The sequence below is a fragment of the Klebsiella pneumoniae subsp. pneumoniae HS11286 genome, from assembly GCF_000240185.1.
Lineage (GTDB): Bacteria > Pseudomonadota > Gammaproteobacteria > Enterobacterales > Enterobacteriaceae > Klebsiella > Klebsiella pneumoniae.
Genome location: NC_016845.1, coordinates 1,819,244 through 1,841,456 on the forward strand (window position 1 = coordinate 1,819,244; position 22,213 = coordinate 1,841,456).

Here is a 22,213-nt window from a genome sequence, read left to right on the forward strand (position 1 = left end):
GTGATACAATCCCCGCCCCTGGATTTTTGAAGGTCAATTATGCATTGCGCACTCTACGACGCCGGCCGCTGCCGCTCCTGTCAATGGCTGGAGCGGCCGGTCCCGCAACAGCTCGCCGATAAAATGGCCGATCTGCGCACGCTGCTGGCGGCGATCCCGGTCGCAGCCTGGGGCGAGCCGGTCAGCGGGCCGGAGGCGGCTTTCCGTAACAAGGCTAAAATGGTGGTCAGCGGCAGCGTTGAGCGTCCGCTGCTGGGGATGCTGCACCGCGATGGCACTCCGGTGGACCTCACCGACTGCCCGCTCTATCCCGCCGAGTTTGCCCCGGTTTTTGCTGCCCTGAAGCCCTTTATCGCCCGCGCCGGGTTAACACCTTACAACGTCGCGCGCAAACGCGGGGAGCTGAAATATCTGCTGCTGACCGCCAGCCAGCAGGGGGAGATGATGCTGCGCTTCGTGCTGCGCTCAGAGGCCAAGGTGGCTCAGCTGCGCGCCGCGCTGCCGTGGCTACAGGCACAGCTGCCGCAGCTCAGCGTGATCACGGCGAATATCCAGCCGGTGCATATGGCAATCATGGAAGGTGAGCAGGAGATCTTCTTCACCGAACAGCAGGCGCTGGGGGAGGTCTTTAATGGGGTGCCGCTGTGGATCCGCCCGCAAAGCTTCTTTCAGACCAATCCGGCGGTAGCCAGCCGGCTGTACGCCACGGCCCGCGACTGGGTGCGCGCGCTGCCGGTCCAGCATATGTGGGATCTGTTTTGCGGCGTTGGGGGATTTGGCCTGCACTGCGCGACGCCGACGATGCGCCTGACCGGTATCGAGATCGCCCCGGAAGCCATCGCCTGCGCCAGACAGTCAGCCGCGCAGCTGGGGCTCAGCAATCTGCATTTTCAGGCGCTGGACTCCACGCAGTTCGCCACTCACGAAGCGGATGCCCCGCAGCTGGTGCTGGTTAACCCGCCGCGCCGCGGTATTGGCGCTGAACTATGCGACTATTTAAGCCGCATGGCGCCGCCCTATATTATCTATTCCAGCTGTAACGCCCGCACCATGGCGACCGATATCGCTCGTCTTAGCGGCTATCGCGTTGAGCGGGTCCAGCTGTTTGATATGTTCCCTCACACCGCCCACTACGAAGTGCTGACCCTGCTGGTCCGCGAAGTTTAAACAAAATGTGAAGGCTTTGCGCCGCTGAAATCGGGTAAGCTTGAGGCAGCATGTTTTGTTATTGGTGGGGGGAATCTAATGGCCAAAACCATTCTGCTGGTGGAAGATGACGAGGATATAGCCACGCTGCTGCGGCTCAATCTTCAGGATGAGGGCTATCAGATCGTCCATGAAGCCGACGGCGGCCAGGCCCTCGCCCGGCTGGAGACGCAGGTCTGGGATGCGGTGATCCTCGATTTGATGCTGCCCGGCGTCGATGGTCTGGAGATCTGCCGGCGTATCCGCCAGATGACCCGCTACCTGCCGGTGATTATCATCAGCGCTCGCACCAGTGAAATGCACCGCGTGCTGGGCCTGGAGATGGGCGCCGACGACTATCTGGCGAAGCCCTTTTCACTGCTGGAGCTTATCGCCCGCGTCAAAGCGCTGTTTCGTCGCCAGGAGGCGATGGGGCAGAATCTGCTGATGGACGCCGGGCGCCTGTCCTGCCATGGCCTGAGCATCGACCCGCTGTCGCGCGAAGTGAAGCTGCGCGGCGAGACGGTGGACCTCACGCCGCGTGAATTCGACCTGCTGTATTACTTCGCCCGCCACCCCGGGGAAGTGTTTTCCCGCCTGGCGCTGCTGGAGCAGGTCTGGGGATATCAGCACGAGGGCTATGAGCATACCGTCAATACCCATATCAACCGCCTGCGCAGTAAAATCGAACGTGACCCGGCCGAGCCGGACATCATTCTTACCGTCTGGGGAAAAGGCTATAAGTTCGCCCCGGTGACGCAAGAGGCCGCCCCGTGATCCGCCGCCTGAGCCTCAGCCAGCGGCTGGCGCTGGTGGTGGTTTCCCTGCTGATGCTATGCGCGGTGGCGGTATGCGCCGTCCAGTTACACAGCAGCGCGCAGTATGGCAACGCCATGGTGCAGCGTCTGTCGTCCGGGCTGGCTCAACAGATTGTCGCCCGCGAGCCGTTGCTGGACGCCCACGGCGAGGTCAACCGGCAAACCCTGAAGTCGCTGTTTGACCGACTGATGACCTTTAATCCCAGCGTGGAGCTCTATCTGCTGTCGCCGGATGGCGACCTGCTGGCCGATGCGGCGCCGCCGGGCCATATCCAGCGCCAGCGTATCGACATGGCGCCGGTGCAGGCTTTTCTCACCGGCAGTGCGTCGCCGGTGTATGGCGACGATCCGCGCAGTCCCGACGGACGAAAAGTCTTCAGCGCCGCCCCGCTGCGCGTCGACGGCCAACTGCGCGGCTACCTGTATATCATTTTGCAGGGGGAGACGTTTAATCAGCTGGCGGCCGACGCCTGGCAAAAAACGCTGTGGAGCATTGTTCTGTGGACGCTGCTGCTGGTGGCCCTGTTTGGCCTGCTGGCAGGGGGGCTGGCATGGTTCTGGGTCACCCGGCCGGTCCGCCTGCTCACCGCCCAGGTGGCGGCGAGCGGCCAGGACAGCATCAGCGCCATCAAAACCCTGGCGGCCCGCAGGCCGGAGCCCCGGCCTGGTAACGAGGTGGCGGTGCTCGAGAACCGCTTTATTGACCTTGCCCGGCAGATTGCCGATCAGTGGGATCGGCTGGCCGACAGCGATCGCCAGCGCCGTGAATTTGTGGCCAATATCTCTCACGATTTGCGCACGCCGCTGACTTCGCTGCTGGGGTATCTGGAAACGCTGACCCTGAAGGATGAATGGCTGACCGCCGAGGAGCGCAGGCAGTATCTCACCATCGCCCTGCGCCAGGGCAACAAAGTGCGCCATCTTTCGCAGCAGCTGTTTGAGCTGGCGCGACTGGAGCATGGAGGCATTAAGCCGCAGCGCGAGCGTTTCGCGATGGGGGAGCTGATTTCCGACGTGGCGCAGAAGTTTGAATTAACTGCCCGCACGCGCGAGGTGAACCTGCATATTGATGTACCGGGACCGCTGCCGCTGATTAACGCCGATGTGTCGATGATTGAGAGGGTGGTGACCAATCTGCTCGATAACGCGATGCGGCATACTCCCGTCGGCGGGGAGATCCGTCTGGCGGTCTGGCAGGAGAATCAACAGCTTCAGGTCGAAGTGGCAGACAACGGAGCGGGCGTCGATGCCGCGCTGCGCGACGATCTGTTCCAGCGGCCGTCGGCGTTGTCTACCCAGGCATCGCGGGAGGATCGCGGTGGGTTAGGGTTGCTGATTGTGAAACGAATGCTGGAGCTGCACGGGGGCGATATCAGACTGGTGGAGTCGGTAAGCGGGGCGCGGTTCAGGTTCTTCGTGCCACTTTGAGAAATCGCCGGGTAAGGCGTAGCCGCCACCCGGCGAAAAAAGTTACTCCGGGAACCACTGGTTGCTAATTTTCTGGTAGGTACCGTCGGCCTTAATCGCTTTCAGCGCGGCGTTCAGTTTCTCCAGCAGCGCCTTGTTATCCGGGCGCACGGCAATGCCGAGTCCGGTGCCGAAGTATTGCGGGTCGGTCACTTTCGGCGTGGCTGCCCCCAGCTGCGGGTTAGTTTTCAGCCATTCGTTGACCACCGCGGTGTCGCCGAACACGCCGTCGATACGGCCATTTTTCAAATCGATAATCGCATTCTGGTAGCTGTCATAGGCGACGGTCTTCACCTCAGGATGCTTATCCTGCAGATATTTCTGGTGGGTGGTGCCGTTTTCCATGCCGATCCGTTTGCCTTTCAGGTCATCGAAAGAATGGAACGCATCTTTTTTGGCGATCACCAGCGCCGAGTTGGCGTAGTACGGGTCGGTGAAGGCCACCTGCTTGCTCCGCTCCGGCGTAATATCCATTCCGGAAATCACCGCATCATATTTCTTGAACTTCAGCGCCGGGATCAGGCTGTCAAACGCGTGGTTGGTAAAGGTACATTCTGCCTGCATTTGTTTGCACAGCGCGTGGGCCAGATCGATATCAAAGCCGACAATCTGGTTATTAGCGTCCATCGATTCAAACGGCGGATAGGTTGCGGAGACGCCAAAGCTGATTTTTTCCGCGGCAGCGGCGCCGAACGCGAAAGAGGTGAGCAATGCAGCCAGAACTAACTTTTTCATCGTGGAACTCCCGTCTGTCAATCTTATGATTATTCACCGTGTCTGCGGCATAGAGTGACAATGCCATTAAATGAATTTATATGCAATAAAAATGATTAAGTATTTTTATCGTCATAAAAAAAGACGGACAGGTGTTAGACTTGTCCGCCTTGCTGTTTGCTTTTTATGCAATATGCTCAGGTGCTAGCTACGTCGCTCGAAGGCCAGCGCTTTGCGTTCCACCAGGCGCATCAGCAGCGTCAGCAGTCCATTAACGATGAGATAGATAATCCCGGCGGCGCCGAACACCATCACGTCGTAGGTGCGTCCATACAGCAGCTGGCCGTGGCCCATCACTTCCATCAGCGTGATGGTGTAGGCCAGAGAGGTACTCTTGAAAACCAGCACCACTTCGTTGGAATAGGACGATAGCGCACGCTTAAAGGCGTACGGCAGCAGGATCGCCAGGGTATCCTTTTTACTCATCCCCAGCGCGCTGCAGGACTGCCATTGCCCGTCGGGGATCGCCCGGATGGCGCCATAAAATAGCTGAGTGGTGTAGGCGGCGCTGTTGAGCGACAGAGCGATCAGGGCGCACAGCCACGGCTCGGAGATAAGATGCCACAGCCACGGATAATCCTGCAGCGAAGGAAACTGTCCCGGGCCGTAGTAGATCAGGAAGATCTGCACCAGCAGCGGCGTACCGGTAAACAAGGTGATATAGCCGCGCACCATCCATACCAGCCCCGGCGTCTTCAGGGTCAGGATAATGGTGAAGATCAGCGACAGGATCAGCGCCACGATAATCGACGCCACGGTCAGCGTCAGGCTGGTATGCAGTCCTTTCAGCAGTTCGGGTAAATAGTCGAGCATCAGCCTGGTCTCCGTTCGAAGCGCGTCGCACGCTGGTCAATCCGCTTAAGGATGTATTGACTCAACAGGGTGATGACGAGATAGATTGCCGCCGCAATGATATACCAGTTAAAGGGTTCCTGAGTGCGGGTGGCGATGCTTTTGGTCTGCAGCATCAGATCGTTGACGCTGATCAGGCTCACCAGCGCGGTGTCCTTCAGCAGCACCAGCCACTGGTTACCGAGGCCGGGCAGGGCATGGCGCCACATCTGCGGCATCACCAGACGGAAGAATATGGCCGCTTTCGACAGCCCCAGCGCCTGGCCGGACTCCCACTGGCCCTGCGGAACCGCTTTCAGCGCGCCGCGCAGCGTTTGCGAGGCGTAAGCGGCATACAGCAGCGACAGGGCGATCGCCCCGCAGAGGAACGGGCTGACGTCAAAGTTCTCAATCTGCATCTGCACCGGGATCTGCGTGAACCCGAGCGGGATGGTGAAACCGTCAGAGAGCGTCAGCAGCAGCTGGGAAGAGCCGAAATAGATAAACAGCACCACCAGAATTTCCGGTAGCCCGCGCAGGATGGTCACTATGCCGGTTGCAAGCCAGGCTACCGGGCGCCATTTCACTGACTCCAGTACCGCAAAGAGCATCGCCAGGACCAGGCCGATGACGAGCGCGCAAACGGCAAGGCCGACGGTCATCCCGGCGGCGCTTGCTAATGGAAAAATTTCGTTCATTCAGTCTTACTTCTGGAACCATTTGTTATAGATGGTCTGGTAAGTGCCGTCTTTCTTCACTTTTTCCAGCGCAGCGTTAAATTTCTGCTGCAGGTCGGTGTTGCCCTGACGTACGGCAATGCCCAGCCCGGTGCCGAAATAGGCTTTGTCGGTCACTTTATCGCCCACGGCCGCCAGCTTCGGATTGCTCTTCAGCCATTCGGTCACCACGGCGGTGTCACCAAAGACCGCGTCGATACGACCGTTCTGCAGGTCCAGCTTCGCATTCTGGTAGCTGTCGTAAGGCACGGTAGTGATTTCTGGATGTTTATCGGTGATGAATTTCTGGTGGGTGGTGCCGTTCTGCACGCCCACTTTTTTGCCCTTCAGCTGGTCAATGCTGGTGAACTTACCCTGCTGGCCGACGAACAGCGCCGAGTTGTCATAATACGGGGTAGAGAACAGCACCTGCTTTTCACGCTCCGGCGTGATGTCCATCCCGGCCATGACCGCGTCGAAACGGCGGAATTTCAGTCCCGGGATCAGGCTGTCAAAGGCCTGATTGGTGAAGGTACAGGTGGCGTCGATCTCTTTACACAACGCGTTCGCCAGATCGACATCGAAACCGACGATCTGGTTGTTGGCGTCCACCAGCTCAAACGGAGGATAAGAGGCCTCGGTGGCGAAACGAATGGTCTGCGCGGCGGAAGCGGAGAGGCTCATGCCTGCGAGCAGGGCGGCAATCAGTACTTTTTTCATCGTCATTTCCCCGAAAAACATCAATGTGAAAGATAGTTTTTAAACGCGTCAGTTTGCGGATGCGTGAAGCAGGAGGCATCCCCTTGCTCGACGATATGGCCATTTTCCATATACACCACCCGGCTGGCCGTCTTGCGCGCCACTTCAACTTCGTGGGTGACGATAACCTGGGTGATGCCGGTTTCAGCCAGCTCGCGAATGATGCTGACGATCTGGGCAGTGATTTCCGGGTCGAGCGCCGCGGTAGGCTCATCGAACAGCAGAACCTGCGGCTCCATCATCAGCGCGCGGGCGATAGCCACCCGCTGCTGCTGGCCGCCGGATAAATGCAGCGGGTAACGATCGCTGTACGGCTTCAGACGCAGGCGCTCCAGCAGCTTCTCTGCGCGAGCCAGCGCCTGATCCTTGCTTAACCCCAGTACGCGGCAGGGGGCCTCGATCAGGTTCTGCTGTACCGTCAGGTGCGGCCACAGGTTGTATTGCTGAAAGACCATGCCGACGTTCTGACGCAGCTCGCGAATCGCTTTATCGGACGGCGCTCTGGTGAAGTCGAATTGGTTACCGGCGATGGATAACGAACCGGACCGCGGCATCTCCAGCAGGTTGAGTACGCGCAGCAGCGAGCTCTTCCCGGCACCGCTGGGGCCGAGCAGCACCAGCGTTTCCCCCTGCGGGCAATCCAGCGTGATGTCGAACAGCGCCTGGTGTGCGCCGTAGAAGCAATTAATGCCGTTTAGTTTAATACTCATCTGGGCAGTCTGATACGAATAGCTATTGAGGCCGCAAATACTACCTTTGGCAGAATAGTTATGCAATATTTATGCGTTAAAAGTTAAATCTAAACCACGTTTAGCTTTAAAGTTAGCACAAAATATGGCCTGGTGGGTGAGGGGGGCGCAAATGTCGGCATTCCTGGGGCGAATACCGACATTTTACCGGGGTTATCGTTTCAGCGGCGTCGCTTCAACTCCGGAATCAGCGTTTCTCCAGACTCTGTCGCAGCGTCCCGGCTGGCGCATGGCTGTTGTTGCCGAGATAGCGAACGTCATCGACGGCCCAGCACTGGCCTTCCTGGATCATCAGCACTTCATCTTTCCAGCTCTGGGTGCCCTGTTTCAGATCGACGCGCAGCGGAATATTGCGCGCATCGCGGTTCGGGATGGTGGAGGCGCTGGCGACCACGGCGCTGTCTGCCGGGGTGCTGCTGCTGGAGAACGGATTAGCCTGCAGTAATTTGCTGTTGGCGGGATCCTGGCGGGCGTCATTGAGTAACTGCGCCAGGCCGTCGCTCAGATAGGGGCGCAGCGCCGCCGGATCCTGAGTACGATTCTGGATCTGGGTGTCGTAGAATTTTTGCGCTACGTCGTCAGGGCCGCCTTCGACGCAGGGGCCGCTGCGGGTGCCATTATCTTTATAGGCCGGGGTGACGGTCGTACAGGCGCTGAGCGCCAGCGCGCAAGGGAGAAGTACAGCAAAAAGTTTGTAGCGCATGATGATTTCCTTATAAGCGAACTACGTTTTCAGTTTCCGTTAAAGCATAGCGTATAGCGTGCGGATTGTACTTGACGCAAAGAGCTAAGACCTTGATGTGGCTACAGCCTTAGGGCGGGAAATCGGCACGGGGATGACAGAATTCCGTCAGGCGCTAAAAGGCAGGGCAGTATAAAAATAAACTTAATTTTCCCGTGAACAAGAAATATTACCCCGTAAAATAGGGAAATGGCTCTTGAAAGATAAGGGTAATTATTTCTTCTTATAGATGCGAGTGGCGACGTGCATTTTTTTATCCGTATTACCGAAGGACGGGACAATGACGCCCCCCTTGTTCATTTGTTTTTTTAATCAGCTCTTCACGGGCATCGTTGGATGCGGTTTGACCAGTAGAGGAAATGGCGCCGATTTTGGTATATTGCGTATGGACTTTATCAAAAGCTGTTTTGTTAAAATTTCTGCGGAGACGGCATTGGCCGCTTAAAACAATGCTGTACCTGCCACTAAAGCTGCATATTTAATATTCTTAGCCCCTATTGTTTATCTCGCTATCATCATGCTCTTGTTTGCATTCACCAATGAATGATTCAGATTGAACTCACACTGCTTTTTGTAAGCAAAATGCTGCAATTTAATGACGGTTAGTTAACGCTTTTTAGCGAAAAGATGACGTATTTCGCAGTGCTGATGCTTGTTTTTTGAGCCGGTTACCCATCGGGAGCGGACCAGGCTATTTTCTTCGGTCGTTAGCTGAAAATCACCCTGAGAGGCCGGAGCTGAGGGGATAGGGCGCTGACAGACATTCCCGGTAACATGGTTTATCATATAGAAAAGCAGGGGCTGCGCCCATGGTCATGCAGGTCACCAGGGAGTTAAGATGTTAACAAATAAGCGAGAGCGCGCCCGGCAGCAGCGAGCCGCGTTGTGGGCCACCAGAGATAATGTCCAGCGCCATGCGCTGTCCATGAGTATGCCCTGGCTGGCCTTTGTCAATATCGCTTTTGCGTTAATGATTTTCTTCCGCAATTTTATCTTTACCTATTTTGATAAGAGGCTACTGACGCACCGGGCGGTTATTCCTTATATCGAAGCGGCGTTGATTGCGGTTATTATCATTTCGGCCATTTTAGTGATTATTGCCCTCACGCCGCGACTGGCGCAGGGACGATATACGTTGAATATCATCACCGGGCTGCTGCTGGCGCTCAGTCTGTGCTGGTCCCTGAGTAATTATTGTTTTATTTTTTTCTGGACCTTGCCCTTTGCCTGGCCGCTGCTGGTGATATTAATGACTACCGGCCTCACCGCGCTGTATCACCATTGGCCCGGCATAACCGCTTTTATGCTGCCGCTGTGGGTGACCGCCTTGCTGGCGGGAATACAGCTCCACTATCACACCGAGATCCGCTTTTTGATCCTCTGGGCCATTTTTACCGCGATTTTGCTGTATGGCCGACGTATTTTGCAGCGCTGGTATGACGAAGCCTGGGATACCCACCAGGAGAATATGCAGCTTATTCAGCGGCTGGAAAGTATCGCCAACCAGGATGCCTTAACCGGAACCGCTAACCGTCGGGCGCTCAATGCTTACCTGGCGGCGATCTGGCAGCAAAAAACGCCGCTGGCGCTGATGATGATCGATGTCGATTATTTTAAGCGCTATAACGATCGCTATGGCCATCAGGCTGGTGATGAGTGCTTATCTTCTGTCGCGCAGGTGCTTAAAATGGCGGTCCGGGCGGAGGGCGATCTGGTGGCTCGCTACGGCGGCGAAGAGTTTGTCGTCGTGTTGCCCGGGGTGTCCTTAGCGCATGCCACCGCTATTGCCGAGCGCATTCAGCAGAAGATCCGCGAGGCAGGCCTACCGCACGCCGCTTCGGCGGTGGCGTCGGAGGTCACCGTGAGTATCGGGATCGTCGCCTCCGATGGCACGGTCCCGATAGAGACGCTGATCGCCCGGGCGGACAGGGCGCTGTATCAGGCGAAAAATAAAGGACGTAATCAATGGTCTTATTAACCCGGAGACGCTGCCGGGCAAGGGAGAAGGGATGAAACGGATGATGCGGATCGTGCTGCTGGCGCTGCTGCTAACCGGCTGCGCTGGGGAAAAGGGCATTATCGATCGCGACGGATACCAGCTGGACACCCGTCATCCGGCGCAGGCTGCCTATCCGCGAATAAAGGTGTTAGTGATCCACTATACGGCTGACAATTTTGATGTCTCGCTGGCCACGTTGACCGATAAAGAGGTCAGCTCCCACTATTTAATTCCTGAACAGCCCCCGCGTTATCAGCATAAACCGCGGATCTGGCAGCTGGTGCCGGAAGAGGATTTAGCCTGGCACGCCGGGGTAAGCTATTGGCGCGGCAGTACGCGCATTAACGATACCTCCATTGGCATTGAGCTGGAGAACCGCGGCTGGCAGAAGACGGCGGGCGTCAAAAGTTTTACCCCCTTTCATCCGGAACAGATTGCGGCTCTGATCCCGCTGGCGCGCGATATCATCGCCCGCTACCACATCGCGCCGCAGAATGTGGTCGCCCATGCGGATATCGCCCCGCAGCGCAAAGACGATCCGGGGCCGTTATTCCCCTGGCAACAGCTGGCGCAGCAGGGGATCGGCGCCTGGCCTGACGAGCAGCGGGTGGCCTTTTATCTCAACGGGCGGCCGGCCAGCGAGCCAGTGGACCCCGAAATCGTACTGGATTTGCTCTCGCGCTATGGCTATCAGGTGACGTCGGAGATGACCCCCGCGCAGAAGAAGCGGGTGATTATCGCCTTCCAGATGCACTTCCGTCCGCAGCGCTGGGATGGGGTAGCGGATGCGCAAACCGAAGCGATAGCCGAGGCGCTGTTAGAAAAATATGGCCAGGGTTAGCGGTGTAGTTTACCGTGGTCGCGAAGCCAGGCGGCGGTGCGCACGATGCCGTCGTCAAGCGTCACCACCGGCTGATAGCCCAGCTCGTCCTGCGCGCGGGTGATATCGAGCGTAAAATCAAAGTTAAGCTTGGAGACGCCGTAGTGGGTAAACGCGGGTTCTTTGGCGGTTTTATCGCCAAAGCGCTCCATGCTGCGGGCGATAATATCCAGCATCGGATAGGGAACTGAGCGGATCCGGCATTTGATACCGAGCTCGTCGATCAATTTCTGCACGATGCTCCGCAAGGTGCGCGGTTCGCCGTTGCTGATATTCCACGCGCGGGCGGAGGGAAGATGATCGCAGGCCGGCTGGCTCGCCAGCCACATCGCATGTACGGCGTTTTCATAATAGGTCATGTCGACCAGCGCGCTGCCGCCGCGCGGGAGCAGGACGCTGCCATAATGCTGCATCATTTGCGCCAGCCGGGGGATAAAGACTTTGTCGTGCGGCCCAAACAGGCTCTGCGGCCGCAGAATGGTAAAACGGGTATGCGGGTTGGCCTGCGCCAGCAGGTTGATCACCTCCTCGCTGGCCGCCTTGCTGCGGGCAAACTCGTTGGCGAAGCGGTGTGGACGGAAATCTTCCTGGATATCACGATGATGGTGATAATCAAAATAGAGCGATGGCGAAGAGATATGGACGAAATTGCGCACTCCCCATGCCACTGACCATTCGCCCAGACGACGGGTGGCGCGGACGTTAGCGAGATCGAAAGCCTGCTGAGTGCCCCATGGCGAGGTAAAGCTGGAGCAGTGCCATAGGGTATCGATACCGGCGAGCATCACTTTAGCCTGCGAAGAGACCAGCTCGGTTAAATCTGCCGGGATGAATTCCGCCCCCATTTTGCTCAGAAGCTTGCCCATCGCTTCGTTGCGCCCGGTCGCTCGCACGCTGATGCCCTTGTTGCGCAGATATTCCACTGCGTTGCGGCCTAATCCGCTGGTCGCACCGGTAACCAGTACCTTCATATCACTCTACTGTCCCAGAAAAGAATTTCGTGCGCATTTTTCCGTGATTCTCCCGACTATGCAATGAGAATCATGAAAGAATAACGCTTATCCTTCGACTCTGCCTGAGATTTGTTCGGCCAGCCGGGCGATGCGTTGCGCCATACCGCGGAAAATAAACAGGTGCGCCGGGATCATCAGCAGCCAGTAGATCAGGCCTGGCATACCGTGCGGGTGCCACCAGGCGCGCACGTCCAGTTCACGACGATCGCCTTTATCGTTAATGGTAAAGCTTAATCGGCCCAGCCCGGGCGCTTTCATACCGAATAGCAGGGTGAGCTGTTTTTCTTCCTCCACGATAATTACCTTCCAGCTGTCGACCGTATCGCCGGTTTGCAGATAAGCGCGCTGCGGCCGCCCTTTGGCCAGCCGGTGGCCGACCAGCAGATCCATCGCGCCGCGGGTTTTCCACAGCAGATTGCCGAAAAAATACCCCTCTTCCCCGCCGATTTGGTTAACGACCTGCCACAGGGCCTGGCGGCTTGCCTGAGTGGCGACGGTGCAACCTGCCTGCTTCGGATAGTAGCCGTACTCTGGTCGCCAGCGGGCGAAAGCCTGAGCGTCGTAGCCCCAGTCGCTGGAGTTTACTAACTGCTCTTCTTCTTTCAGCGTGCGGCGAACCGCCTGATCGAAGGGGATCAGCGTTTGCGGGATCAGCGCCCGCAGCGCCCGATCGTCAGCGATTAGATCGTGCTTCAGCCCCTGAATCAGCGCCTTGGCGATGGTCGGCGGCACCGAGGTGATGACATTGAGGAACCACACCGAGATCCAGCGCGTCGGCAGGGGAATGGGAATGAGCGGGCGATGTTTACCGCTGACGGCCATAAAGCGAATGAACTGCTGCTGATAGCTTAACACCTCCGGACCGGCGGCTTCGAAGACGCGGTGCGCATCGGAGGGATGATTCAGCAGCTCAACCAGGTCAACGAGCAGGTTTTCCAGCGCGACAGGGGTGGTACGCGAACGTACCCAGCGCGGAGGGGTTAGCACCGGCAGGTTATAAACCATGTCGCGCATCACCTCGAAGGCGGCGGAGCCGGCGCCGACGATAATCCCGGCCCGCAGCTCGGTCACCGGCACGCCCGACTCACGCAGGAGATCGCCGGTAATCTGACGAGCGCGCAGATGGTCGGACTGCTCCTGCGCCGGGGCCTGCAGCGAACTGAGAAATATCACCTGGCGCACTGATGACTGACGCAGGGCATCGCGCACATACGTCGCCACCCGCCGCTCATGGGCGATAAAATCACCGCCTTCGCCCATGCCGTGGACCAGATAATAAAGGGTATCGATACCGGTGAGTAGCGCAGGCAGGTCCTGCGGCTGATTGAGATCGACTGACCGGCAGGTAACGCCGGGCAAAGCGAGTTTTTGCAATCGGTCGATATGGCGTGCCGCCGCCAGCACCGGATAGCCCCGCGCGCTTAATGCGCGCACCAAATGCTGGCCAATATAGCCGCTGGCGCCGAGCACCAGAACTGATTGCGACACGCCTGACTCCTTAGCGTTGTAAAAAAGCCTGCCAGTGGGCGACCACCTCGCTCAGCTGCTGACGGTTGACATCCAGGTGAGTGACCAGACGGACAACAGGCGAGGCGTTAATCAATACCCCCTGCGCCTGCATAAACTTGCCGAGCGCCGGGGCCTGCTCTTCGCCGACGCGAACGAACAGCATGTTGGTATCGTTACGGGTGACGTCGGCGCCGATAGCGCGCAGCTGCTCCGCCATCCACGCGGCGTTGTCATGATCCTCCTGCAGGCGCTGCACGTTATTTTTCAGCGCGTACAGCCCGGCGGCGGCCAGGATGCCCGCCTGGCGCATCCCGCCACCGACCATTTTCCGCCAGCGGACGGCGCGGCGAATGTACGCCTCGCTGCCGAGCAGCAGCGAGCCTACCGGAGCGCCAAGCCCCTTTGACAGGCAGATGGTGAAGGAGTCGCAGTATTGGGCGATATCGCGTAACTCGCAGCCGTAGGCCACCACGGCGTTAAAGATGCGCGCGCCGTCGACGTGCAGCGCCAGATTGCGCTGGCGGGTAAACGCCCAGGCTTCCTGCAGATAGTCGCGCGGCAGCACCTTACCGTTATGGGTGTTTTCCAGGCTCAGCAGGCGGGTGGGGGCAAAATGGATATCGTCGGGTTTGATTTTCGCCGCCACTTTATCCAGCGGCAGCGAACCATCCGCCGCGGCGTCGATCGGCTGCGGCTGAATACTGCCGAGGACCGCCGCGCCGCCGGCTTCGTACAGATAGTTATGCGCCCCCTGGCCGACGATATACTCTTCGCCGCGCTGGCAATGGCTGAGCAGGCCAACGAGATTGGCCTGGGTGCCGGTGGGTAGAAATAGCGCCGCTTCTTTGCCGGCCAGGTCGGCGGCATAGCGCTGCAGTTCATTGACGGTAGGGTCGTCGCCATACACATCGTCCCCGACCGGGGCGGCCATCATGGCCTCCAGCATGGCGCGCCCGGGACGGGTAACGGTATCACTGCGTAAATCGATCACGGCTTTTCCTTGGTCTGGTTCAACGTATTGCTTCTGTTTTACCTGAGCCAGTTGGTTTTCGCCAGTTCGATGACCTCATCGCCGCGCCCGCTGATGATCGCCCGCAGCATATACAGGCTAAAGCCTTTGGCCTGCTCCAGCTTGATCTGCGGCGGGATCGCCAGTTCCTCTTTGGCGACGACGACGTCGACCAGCACCGGACCGTCGGTGCGGAAGGCGGTCTGCAGCGCTTCATCCACCTCGGAGGCTTTTTCAACGCGTATACCTTTGATACCACAGGCCTCGGCGATGCGGGCGAAGTTGGTATCGTGGAGCTCCGTACCGTCGGTGAGATAGCCCCCGGCCTTCATTTCCATCGCCACGAAGCCCAGCACGCTGTTGTTAAAGATGACAATCTTCACCGGCAGCTTCATCTGCGCCAGCGACAGAAAATCGCCCATCAGCATGCTGAACCCGCCGTCGCCGCACATGGCCACTACCTGCCGCTCCGGCGCAGTGGCCTTGGCGCCGATGGCCTGCGGCATGGCGTTGGCCATTGAGCCGTGGTTGAACGAGCCCAGCAGGCGGCGTTTACCATTCATTTTGAGATAGCGTGCCGCCCAGACGGTCGGGGTGCCGACATCACAGGTGAAAATGGCATCTTCATCGGCAAAATGACTGATCTGCTGCGCCAGATATTGCGGGTGAATGGCTTTATCGCTGGGTTTAGCCAGATCGTCGAGCCCTTTTCGCGCGTCGCGATAGTGCTCCAGCGCCTTATCGAGGAAGTGGCGATCGGTTTTCTCTTCCAGCAGCGGCAGCAGCGCCTTCAGCGTCGATTTAATATCGCCCACCAGCGCCATGTCGACCTTACTGTGTGCGCCGATGCTGCCGGGGTTGATGTCGATCTGGATAATTTTCGCGTCGGTTGGGTAGAAGGCGCGATAGGGGAACTGGGTACCCAGCAGGATCAGGGTATCGGCGTTCATCATGGTGTGGAAGCCAGAAGCGAAGCCAATCAGCCCGGTCATGCCCACATCGTACGGGTTGTCGTACTCCACGTGCTCTTTGCCGCGCAGGGCGTGGACGATGGGGGCTTTAATTTTGGCTGCGAACTCCACCAGTTCCTGGTGGGCGCCGGCGCAACCGCTGCCGCACATGAGCGCGATATTGCTGGAGTAGCGAATAAGCTGCACCAGCTTGCGCAACTCTTCTTCCGCCGGGGTGACCGTCGGCAGCGGCGCATGATACCAGTGGCTGCTGGCGCTTTCCGGGGCGGCCTTCAGTGCCACATCGCCGGGTAGCACCACCACCGAGACGCCGCGGTTAATCACTGCCTTACGCATCGCCACTGCCAGCACCTGCGGGATCTGTTCCGGCGTGGAGACCAGTTCGCAGTAATGGCTGCACTCGCGGAACAGCTCCTGAGGATGGGTTTCCTGAAAATAGCCGCTGCCGATTTCGCTGGATGGGATGTGGGCGGCGATGGCCAGCACCGGGACATGGTTGCGATGACAGTCAAACAAACCGTTAATCAGATGCAGGTTGCCCGGTCCGCAGGAGCCGGCGCAGACCGCCAGCTCGCCGGTCAGCTGCGCTTCCGCGCCAGCGGCGAAAGCGGCGACCTCTTCGTGCCGGGTGGGCATCCAGTCGATGGTGCCCATGCGGTTAAGGCTATCGCTCAATCCATTGAGGGAATCTCCGGTGACGCCCCAGATACGTTTCACGCCGGCCTGTTCCAGCGTTTTGGCAATGTATGCCGCCACGGTCTGTTTCATGATCTCCATCTCCTTTTTTTGATAACGCCTTCAAGCTTAGATGAAACTGACCGCAATGTAACCGATTACCCCTGATTTTTTGCTGGTTTTATTCCTCTCCGGCTGCGCATACTCAGGAAGTACACAGGATGCAAAACAGGATGCACATCAAATGGTTAAAGGATTGTTAAACACAGTAAATCGCAGGCTGTCACATGATGACGCCGGTAAACTCTTGTTACGACTTGCCGTCGGCGGCTTAATGCTTTTCCATGGAATCCATAAGCTGATAGATGGTGTGGATGGCATTAGCGGGATGCTGGCGGCGCAGGGATTGCCCGGGTTTATCGCCTACGGTGTGCTGGTGGGGGAAGTGGTCGCTCCCTGCTTGTTAATTCTCGGCGTCCTGACCCGCCCGGCGGCGTTGGTGCTGGCGTTCACCATGGTGGTGGCGTGGCTGATGGTCGGCTTAGATAAGACGTTTGCGCTTGATGCGGTGGGAGCGTGGGCCATTGAGAATCTGGTCTATTTCTTTGTTGGCGCACTGGCGATTGCGCTACTCGGCGCGGGGCGTTATTCGCTGGCCGGTCAGTCGGCCTGGCGGTAAAAATGCCTCATTCGTCCTGGGGCGTAAAGTCGATACTGTTGGCGATTTGCAATTTTTTCAGTCCGGGAAAGCGTTTATCTCATGTCGCCTGAGCGTTTGTTTATTGTCGCCAGGGATTTTCCCGGAGGCGGCGCATTGCGCCTTCTCCGGGCTACCAAATCGCACAGCGATGTAGCCCCGGTAAGCGGTAGCGCCACCGGGGATTTTGACCTCAGGCGAGAACCAGATCGCTCTGCGGATGACAGGAGCAGGCCAGCACATAGCCGTCGGCGATTTCGGCGTCGGTCAGCGTCATGGTGCTGGTGACGCTGTACTTCCCGGAAACCACTTTGGTTTTGCAGCAGCCGCAGACGCCGGCGCGGCAGGCGACGGTCACCGGCACTTTATTGCTCTCCAGCGCGTCGAGCAGCGTGGTGCCCACCGGCGCGTAAAACTCGCGCGCCGGCTGCAGTTTAGTAAATTTCAGCCCGCTGGTGGCGGCCTCAGCCACCGGGGTGAAGAATTTTTCCTTAAAGAAGCGGGTGACGCCCAGGGCGGCAACATCCTGCTCGACCTTCTCCATATAAGGCGCCGGGCCGCAGGTCATCACGGTGCGGCTGGCTAAATCCGGCACGCTCTGCAGCAGCTCCCGGGTCAGACGGCCGGCGACAAAACCATGCGTCGCATTGTGCTCCGCTACCAGGGTGACCGGGTAGTTGCGCCACTCTTCGGCAAAGATTACATCTTCCGGCGAACGCACGTTATAAATCACCTGTACGTCGGCCTGCGGTCGATACTTAGCCAGCCAGCGGCGCATCGCCATGATCGGTGTCACGCCGCAACCGGCGGCCAGCAGCAGGAATTTATCTTCCGCTTTATCGTCGCAGGTAAACTCGCCCATCGCATCGGACAGCCAAAGGTAATCGCCGCGTTTGACCTCGCGGGTCAACCACTGCGAACCCGTACCCTCGTCAATACGGCGAACGGTCAGCGTAATGTATTCGCTGACCCCCGGCGTCGAGGAGAGGGTATAGGCGCGCAGCGTTTCCGCCGAGTTACGCACGCTAACCAGAGCGTACTGGCCAGCGCGGTACGGATAGTAATCGTGGCACAGCAGCGAAAGGGTCCACACGTCCGGGGTTTCCTGGTGAATGTGGTGAACCTGCATCCGCCACGGGCACTGGGAGGTTGGCATAGTCATCAGGGACTCCTTAAGCGCTCAGCAGCTGCTGCATATCTTGTTCCACGGTGGTCACGGAACGCAGACCAAACTTCTCATTGAGGACCGCCAGCAGATCCGGTGTGAAGAAACCAGGTGCCGTCGGACCGGTGACGATGTTTTTCACACCCAGCGACAGCAGCGTCAGCAGGATGACGATCGCTTTCTGTTCGAACCAGGAGAGCACCAGCGACAGCGGCAGATCGTTGACGCCACAGCCCAGTTTCTCCGCCAGCGTGACCGCCAGAATAATCGCCGAGTAAGCGTCATTACACTGCCCGGCGTCGACCAGGCGCGGCAGCCCTTCGATATCGCCAAAGTCCAGTTTGTTGAAGCGGTATTTACCACAGGCCAGGGTCAGGATCAGGCAGTCATCCGGCACGCTGGTGGCGAAATCGGTGAAGTAGTTACGCTCCCCGCGGGCGCCGTCGCAGCCGCCGACGAGGAAGATATGGCGCAGTTTTTCACGACTGACCAGATCGATCAGCGTATCCGCCGCGCCAAGCAGGGTCTGACGGCCAAAGCCGACGGTGATCAGATGCGGGATTTCGCTGTACGGGAAGCCCGCCATCTGCTGCGCCTGGGCAATGACCGGGGAGAAGTCTTCACCTTCCAGATGGTTCACACCCGGCCAGCCGACGATGCTGCGAGTCCAGATGCGATCGTCGTAGGCGCCGACGGTCGGGTCGATGATGCAGTTAGAGGTCATCACGATGGGGCCCGGGAAGCGGGCGAACTCCACCTGCTGGTTTTGCCAGCCGCTGCCGTAGTTGCCAATCAGATGTTTGAATTTACGCAGCTCCGGATAGCCGTGAGCCGGCAGCATTTCGCCATGAGTATAGACGTTGACGCCGGTGCCTTCCGTCTGCTCCAGCAGGTTACACAGATCCTTCAGATCGTGGCCGGAGATCAGGATGCACTTCCCTTCGGTTGCTTTAACGTTGACCTGAGTCGGCGTCGGATGGCCGTATTTGGTCGTTTCACCGGCGTCGAGGATGCTCATCACTTTGAAGTTCATCTGGCCGATTTCCATCGAACATTCGAGCAGCGCATTCATATCCGCAGGCCAGGTGCCCAGCCATGCCATGATTTTATGGTACTGGGCATAGATAGCGTTGTCGTACTGGCCGAGCACGTGGGCGTGCTCCATATAGGCCGCCGCACCCTTCAGACCGTACAGGCACAGCAGGCGCAGACCGAGAATATTTTCGCCGATGGCGGCTTTATCTTTATTCGGGGTATAGTCCGCCGCCTGACGCTGCAGGTCGCCCAGATCGTCGCTGACCAGCTGCAGGTCGGCGACCGGGCTGTCGACCGCGGCGCTGGCATCGATCGCCAGGCATTGCGCTTTCAGCGCCTCACGCAGGGCAATTGCCTGGCGGGCGTAGCCGACGATGCGCGGGGAATCGAAGTTAACGTTAGTCAGGGTGGAGAAGAAGGCGCGGGGGGCAAAGCTGTCGACCTGATGATCGATAATGCCATATTCGCGCGCTTTAAGCGCCCAGGCGGACAGGCCTTGCAGTGACGCAATCAGCAGATCCTGCAGGTCCGAGGTTTCCGCTGTTTTACCGCACATCCCCTGCGCGTAAGAGCAGCCGTTGCCGGCTGGGGTACGAATGGTTTGTTCACATTGCACACAAAACATGGTCACACCTTTAAAGTTATATTTGATATACATGTTTAAGGTTATGCCGCGCGGCAACGGGTGAAAAGGTATTTCTCAGACAACTTAAAGGGAGATTGATTTAGCGCAAATTTGGCGGCAGGAGGGCTGCCGCCAGCGGGTGCTCAGGCGGTAAAAAAGGCGATCAGGATCGGGACCAGCAAACTAAGCAGAAAACCGTGCACGATGGCGGCAGGGACGATTTCGACGCCGCCGGAACGCTGCAGTACCGGTAAGGTGAAGTCCATCGAGGTGGCGCCGCACAGCCCCAGCGCCGTGGAGCGGCTGCGGCGAATAAGGCCCGGAATTAACATGATGGCCAGCAGCTCGCGACAGAGATCGTTAAAGAACGCCGCGCTACCGATGACCGGGCCAAAGGATTCGGTGAGTAAAATACCGGAGAGCGAATACCAGCCGAAACCGCTGGCCATTGCCAGACCGGTCTTTAACGGCAGACCGAGAATAAAGGCGTTAAGTATCCCGCCGAGTAATGAACTGGCCGTAACCACCACGGCGACGATCATTCCCCGGCGGTTAAGGACTATTTGTCGCAGACTCATTCCATTATTGCGTAATTGGATACCAACGAGGAACAGGAGAAAAATCAACGTATATTCGCTGGCTTCTGTCGCGTGCTGTAAAAAAGGCAGTCTGGTCAGACCGAGCAGAAAACCGAGCACGACCACACCGCACAGCTGCAGCGATTCCAGGGCCATGGCCAGGCGCGAGGGTAATTTCTCCTGACGATGCTGACTGCGCCATGGCATTTTACTTTCCAGCCACAGCAGTGCGGCGATATTACACAGTAAAATGATAACCACGCTCACCGCGGCGTAATGCAATATTGCCAGCAGGTTGCTGGCCAGATTGTCGAGGAACGCCAGGCTGATACCCATAAAAAAAAGGATTACATAGACAATCCAGCTGAGCATGCGGTTTATCAGCTTTAGCGCGGAGGAGTGACGAAGAGGCAGTAAATAGCCGACGACCAGCGGCAACAGAATAATAAAGAGTCCCGAAAACATGAACGATGCAGCCCTTGCATGATGAGAATAGCGCCCATGACACTACCCAAATCACCGGGCCGAGTAAAGCTGTCGCCAGAAAGAAAAAGCCCGGAGACCCGGGCTTTGAAAAGCGTTAATCGCGTTTTTCCAGCAGGGTGCGATACAGCACGCCGCCGAGGATCCCACCGACGATTGGCATGACCCAGAACAGCCACAGCTGCTGCAGCGCCCAGCCGCCCTGGAAAATTGCCACCGCGGTGCTGCGCGCCGGGTTGACCGAGGTATTGGTGACTGGAATGCTGATCAAATGGATGAGGGTCAGCGCCAGGCCGATGGCGATGGGGGCAAAGCCCGCCGGCGCATGTTTATCGGTCGCGCCATGAATAACCAGCAGGAAGCCGCAGGTCAGGACAATTTCAATGACGATAGCCGACAGCATGGAGAAGCCGCCCGGGGAGTGTTCGCCATAGCCGTTGGAGGCAAAGCCGCTGGCGGCGGCATCAAAGCCGGCTTTACCGCTGGCAACCACGTACAGCACCGCCGCGGCAATAATTCCGCCGACCACCTGAGCGATAATATAGCCAATGACCTCTTTTGCCGGAAAACGGCCGCCGGCCCACAGGCCTAAGGTGACCGCCGGGTTGAAATGCCCCCCGGAAATATGGCCGACCGCAAACGCCATGGTTAATACCGTTAAGCCAAATGCCAGCGCGACGCCGGCAAAACCAATACCCAGCTCGGGGAAAGCCGCGGCGAGCACGGCGCTACCGCAGCCGCCAAATACAAGCCAGAAGGTGCCGAAGCATTCGGCTGCTAATTTTCTGAACATAACCACCTCAATTAAATTGTTTACGCGCACGAGCGGACCGTGCCGGTCTTTATTTATCGTGATAAGGGATGACGATAAAAATAAAGCGGCGTTATTCTAGAGATAATCGCCATCCCGGAGCCAGTTAAATATATTGATATTATTTGATTTAGGGCAAGGTGAGTGGATTCCTTTTGCCAGTTTAGCCTTTCCTTTATCCATGGAAGATTATCAATAGTGTAGATCATAACGCCTGAAATAAAACTATTTTGTTTGATGAATAATCAACGGCCGGTAATAGGCGATAAGTGAGTAATTTTATGAATATATTTAATCCGCTGAATATGAGCCACGGATGCGATTAAGCAGAGTGTCATCTTGCCTCCGCCCTCGCTATACTGTTGATTACTGAAGGAGAGTGGTGGTGTAGCGGAGGGGATATGCTTCTTGAGCGCGTAGAAATCGTCGGTTTTCGCGGTATCAATCGTTTGTCGTTGATGCTGGAGCAAAATAACGTCCTGATCGGGGAGAACGCGTGGGGGAAGTCCAGTCTGCTTGATGCGCTGACCCTGCTTTTGTCGCCGGAGTTCGATCTTTATCACTTTATTCGCGATGATTTTCTGGTTTCCCCCGGGCGACATCCAGGGGCGCGAACACCATTTGCATATTATCCTGACCTTACGCGAAACGGAGCCAGGCCGCCATCGGGTCCGGCGTTTCCGTCCGCTTCAGCGCTGCTGGGTGCCTTGCGATGACGGGTA

General features: G+C 57.8%; 21 protein-coding genes and 1 other annotated feature (1 of these 22 only partly in view). Of the genes, 7 read left to right on the plus strand and 14 right to left on the minus strand.

The window, feature by feature from the left end:
* Positions 1–39 precede the first annotated feature (39 nt).
* The 3 genes from KPHS_17670 to KPHS_17690 all read left to right on the plus strand — a co-directional run bounded on the left by KPHS_17670 (position 40) and on the right by KPHS_17690 (position 3,431).
* The gene (locus KPHS_17670; protein YP_005226067.1) at positions 40–1,167 is read left to right on the plus strand and encodes a 23S rRNA (uracil-5-)-methyltransferase; all 1,128 of its coding nucleotides are present in this window, start codon (positions 40–42) and stop codon (positions 1,165–1,167) included.
* A 78-nt stretch (positions 1,168–1,245) separates the two neighbouring features.
* Positions 1,246–1,962, plus strand: a complete 717-nt coding sequence (locus tag KPHS_17680; RefSeq protein YP_005226068.1) for a putative positive response regulator — start codon at positions 1,246–1,248, stop codon at positions 1,960–1,962.
* The gene (locus KPHS_17690) at positions 1,959–3,431 is read left to right on the plus strand and encodes a putative signal transduction histidine kinase (protein YP_005226069.1); all 1,473 of its coding nucleotides are present in this window, start codon (positions 1,959–1,961) and stop codon (positions 3,429–3,431) included. Before KPHS_17680 ends, KPHS_17690 begins: the two co-directional genes overlap by 4 nt.
* Before the next feature lie 42 nt (positions 3,432–3,473).
* Here KPHS_17690 and KPHS_17700 read toward each other — a convergent pair whose 3' ends face one another.
* The 6 genes from KPHS_17700 to KPHS_17750 all read right to left on the minus strand — a co-directional run bounded on the left by KPHS_17700 (position 3,474) and on the right by KPHS_17750 (position 8,002).
* On the minus strand, positions 3,474–4,205 hold the full coding sequence (locus KPHS_17700) for an arginine 3rd transport system periplasmic binding protein (protein YP_005226070.1): 732 nt from the start codon (positions 4,203–4,205) through the stop codon (positions 3,474–3,476).
* 183 nt (positions 4,206–4,388) lie between these two features.
* Complete coding sequence (locus tag KPHS_17710) at positions 4,389–5,057, minus strand: arginine ABC transporter, permease protein ArtM (RefSeq protein ID YP_005226071.1); 669 nt, start codon at positions 5,055–5,057, stop codon at positions 4,389–4,391.
* Entirely contained in the window at positions 5,057–5,773 is a 717-nt protein-coding gene (locus tag KPHS_17720) for an arginine transporter permease subunit ArtQ (protein ID YP_005226072.1), read from the minus strand. Before KPHS_17720 ends, KPHS_17710 begins: the two co-directional genes overlap by 1 nt.
* A gap of 6 nt (positions 5,774–5,779) precedes the next feature.
* Positions 5,780–6,511 (minus strand): arginine ABC transporter periplasmic substrate-binding protein ArtI, encoded by a 732-nt coding sequence (locus KPHS_17730; RefSeq protein ID YP_005226073.1) that lies wholly within the window; start codon positions 6,509–6,511, stop codon positions 5,780–5,782.
* A gap of 20 nt (positions 6,512–6,531) precedes the next feature.
* The gene (locus KPHS_17740; RefSeq protein YP_005226074.1) at positions 6,532–7,326 is read right to left on the minus strand and encodes an arginine transport system ATP-binding protein; all 795 of its coding nucleotides are present in this window, start codon (positions 7,324–7,326) and stop codon (positions 6,532–6,534) included.
* A gap of 160 nt (positions 7,327–7,486) precedes the next feature.
* Positions 7,487–8,002, minus strand: a complete 516-nt coding sequence (locus KPHS_17750) for a putative lipoprotein (protein YP_005226075.1) — start codon at positions 8,000–8,002, stop codon at positions 7,487–7,489.
* Positions 8,003–8,879: 877 nt separating this feature from the next.
* Between KPHS_17750 and KPHS_17760 the strand changes: the two genes are divergently transcribed.
* A complete protein-coding gene (locus KPHS_17760) occupies positions 8,880–10,019 on the plus strand; it encodes a GGDEF domain-containing protein (protein YP_005226076.1) in 1,140 nt (379 codons plus the stop codon).
* A 31-nt stretch (positions 10,020–10,050) separates the two neighbouring features.
* Positions 10,051–10,881, plus strand: a complete 831-nt coding sequence (locus KPHS_17770) for an N-acetylmuramoyl-L-alanine amidase (RefSeq protein YP_005226077.1) — start codon at positions 10,051–10,053, stop codon at positions 10,879–10,881.
* Here the strand turns inward: KPHS_17770 and KPHS_17780 are convergent.
* The 4 genes from KPHS_17780 to KPHS_17810 form a co-directional block, all read right to left on the minus strand.
* Entirely contained in the window at positions 10,878–11,891 is a 1,014-nt protein-coding gene (locus KPHS_17780) for a putative dehydrogenase, NAD(P)-binding protein (RefSeq protein ID YP_005226078.1), read from the minus strand. The two genes, KPHS_17770 and KPHS_17780, sit on opposite strands and share 4 nt — an antisense overlap.
* 87 nt (positions 11,892–11,978) lie before the next feature.
* On the minus strand, positions 11,979–13,421 hold the full coding sequence (locus tag KPHS_17790) for a putative nucleoside-diphosphate-sugar epimerase (RefSeq protein ID YP_005226079.1): 1,443 nt from the start codon (positions 13,419–13,421) through the stop codon (positions 11,979–11,981).
* Positions 13,422–13,431: 10 nt separating this feature from the next.
* On the minus strand, positions 13,432–14,433 hold the full coding sequence (locus KPHS_17800; RefSeq protein ID YP_005226080.1) for an L-allo-threonine aldolase: 1,002 nt from the start codon (positions 14,431–14,433) through the stop codon (positions 13,432–13,434).
* Positions 14,434–14,471: 38 nt separating this feature from the next.
* The gene (locus KPHS_17810; RefSeq protein ID YP_005226081.1) at positions 14,472–16,190 is read right to left on the minus strand and encodes a pyruvate dehydrogenase; all 1,719 of its coding nucleotides are present in this window, start codon (positions 16,188–16,190) and stop codon (positions 14,472–14,474) included.
* Positions 16,191–16,341: 151 nt separating this feature from the next.
* On the opposite strand from KPHS_17810, the gene KPHS_17820 reads away from it, so the two are divergent.
* Complete coding sequence (locus KPHS_17820; protein ID YP_005226082.1) at positions 16,342–16,776, plus strand: DoxX family protein; 435 nt, start codon at positions 16,342–16,344, stop codon at positions 16,774–16,776.
* 211 nt (positions 16,777–16,987) lie between these two features.
* On the opposite strand, the gene KPHS_17830 is transcribed toward KPHS_17820, so the two are convergent.
* The 4 genes from KPHS_17830 to KPHS_17860 form a co-directional block, all read right to left on the minus strand.
* Positions 16,988–17,956 (minus strand): NADH oxidoreductase for HCP, encoded by a 969-nt coding sequence (locus tag KPHS_17830; protein YP_005226083.1) that lies wholly within the window; start codon positions 17,954–17,956, stop codon positions 16,988–16,990.
* Between the two features lie 10 nt (positions 17,957–17,966).
* Complete coding sequence (locus KPHS_17840; protein YP_005226084.1) at positions 17,967–19,652, minus strand: prismane protein; 1,686 nt, start codon at positions 19,650–19,652, stop codon at positions 17,967–17,969.
* Positions 19,653–19,762: 110 nt separating this feature from the next.
* Positions 19,763–20,662, minus strand: coding sequence for a putative surface protein (locus KPHS_17850; protein YP_005226085.1), 900 nt, complete (start codon positions 20,660–20,662; stop codon positions 19,763–19,765).
* Between the two features lie 115 nt (positions 20,663–20,777).
* A complete protein-coding gene (locus KPHS_17860) occupies positions 20,778–21,473 on the minus strand; it encodes an aquaporin Z (RefSeq protein YP_005226086.1) in 696 nt (231 codons plus the stop codon).
* 419 nt (positions 21,474–21,892) lie between these two features.
* Here KPHS_17860 and KPHS_17870 point away from each other — a divergent pair, with 419 nt between their 5' ends.
* Positions 21,893–22,207, plus strand: a complete 315-nt coding sequence (locus KPHS_17870; RefSeq protein YP_005226087.1) for a DUF2813 domain-containing protein — start codon at positions 21,893–21,895, stop codon at positions 22,205–22,207.
* Positions 21,893–22,213, plus strand: a sequence feature (potential frameshift: common BLAST hit: gi|238893939|ref|YP_002918673.1| putative ATP-dependent endonuclease) (it continues 1,339 nt past the right edge of the window). (Overlaps the previous gene by 315 nt.)

Coding starts and splice junctions, on each gene's coding strand:
- KPHS_17760 (YP_005226076.1), top strand. CDS start 8,880: ATGTTAACAAATAAGCGAGAGCGCGCCCGGCAGCAGCGAGCCGCGTTG.
- KPHS_17860 (YP_005226086.1), bottom strand. CDS start 21,473: ATGTTCAGAAAATTAGCAGCCGAATGCTTCGGCACCTTCTGGCTTGTA.
- KPHS_17780 (YP_005226078.1), bottom strand. CDS start 11,891: ATGAAGGTACTGGTTACCGGTGCGACCAGCGGATTAGGCCGCAACGCA.
- KPHS_17830 (YP_005226083.1), bottom strand. CDS start 17,956: ATGACTATGCCAACCTCCCAGTGCCCGTGGCGGATGCAGGTTCACCAC.
- KPHS_17850 (YP_005226085.1), bottom strand. CDS start 20,662: ATGTTTTCGGGACTCTTTATTATTCTGTTGCCGCTGGTCGTCGGCTAT.
- KPHS_17680 (YP_005226068.1), top strand. CDS start 1,246: ATGGCCAAAACCATTCTGCTGGTGGAAGATGACGAGGATATAGCCACG.
- KPHS_17730 (YP_005226073.1), bottom strand. CDS start 6,511: ATGAAAAAAGTACTGATTGCCGCCCTGCTCGCAGGCATGAGCCTCTCC.
- KPHS_17750 (YP_005226075.1), bottom strand. CDS start 8,002: ATGCGCTACAAACTTTTTGCTGTACTTCTCCCTTGCGCGCTGGCGCTC.
- KPHS_17840 (YP_005226084.1), bottom strand. CDS start 19,652: ATGTATATCAAATATAACTTTAAAGGTGTGACCATGTTTTGTGTGCAA.
- KPHS_17700 (YP_005226070.1), bottom strand. CDS start 4,205: ATGAAAAAGTTAGTTCTGGCTGCATTGCTCACCTCTTTCGCGTTCGGC.
- KPHS_17710 (YP_005226071.1), bottom strand. CDS start 5,057: ATGCTCGACTATTTACCCGAACTGCTGAAAGGACTGCATACCAGCCTG.
- KPHS_17810 (YP_005226081.1), bottom strand. CDS start 16,190: ATGAAACAGACCGTGGCGGCATACATTGCCAAAACGCTGGAACAGGCC.
- KPHS_17870 (YP_005226087.1), top strand. CDS start 21,893: ATGCTTCTTGAGCGCGTAGAAATCGTCGGTTTTCGCGGTATCAATCGT.
- KPHS_17820 (YP_005226082.1), top strand. CDS start 16,342: ATGGTTAAAGGATTGTTAAACACAGTAAATCGCAGGCTGTCACATGAT.
- KPHS_17670 (YP_005226067.1), top strand. CDS start 40: ATGCATTGCGCACTCTACGACGCCGGCCGCTGCCGCTCCTGTCAATGG.
- KPHS_17720 (YP_005226072.1), bottom strand. CDS start 5,773: ATGAACGAAATTTTTCCATTAGCAAGCGCCGCCGGGATGACCGTCGGC.
- KPHS_17770 (YP_005226077.1), top strand. CDS start 10,051: ATGAAACGGATGATGCGGATCGTGCTGCTGGCGCTGCTGCTAACCGGC.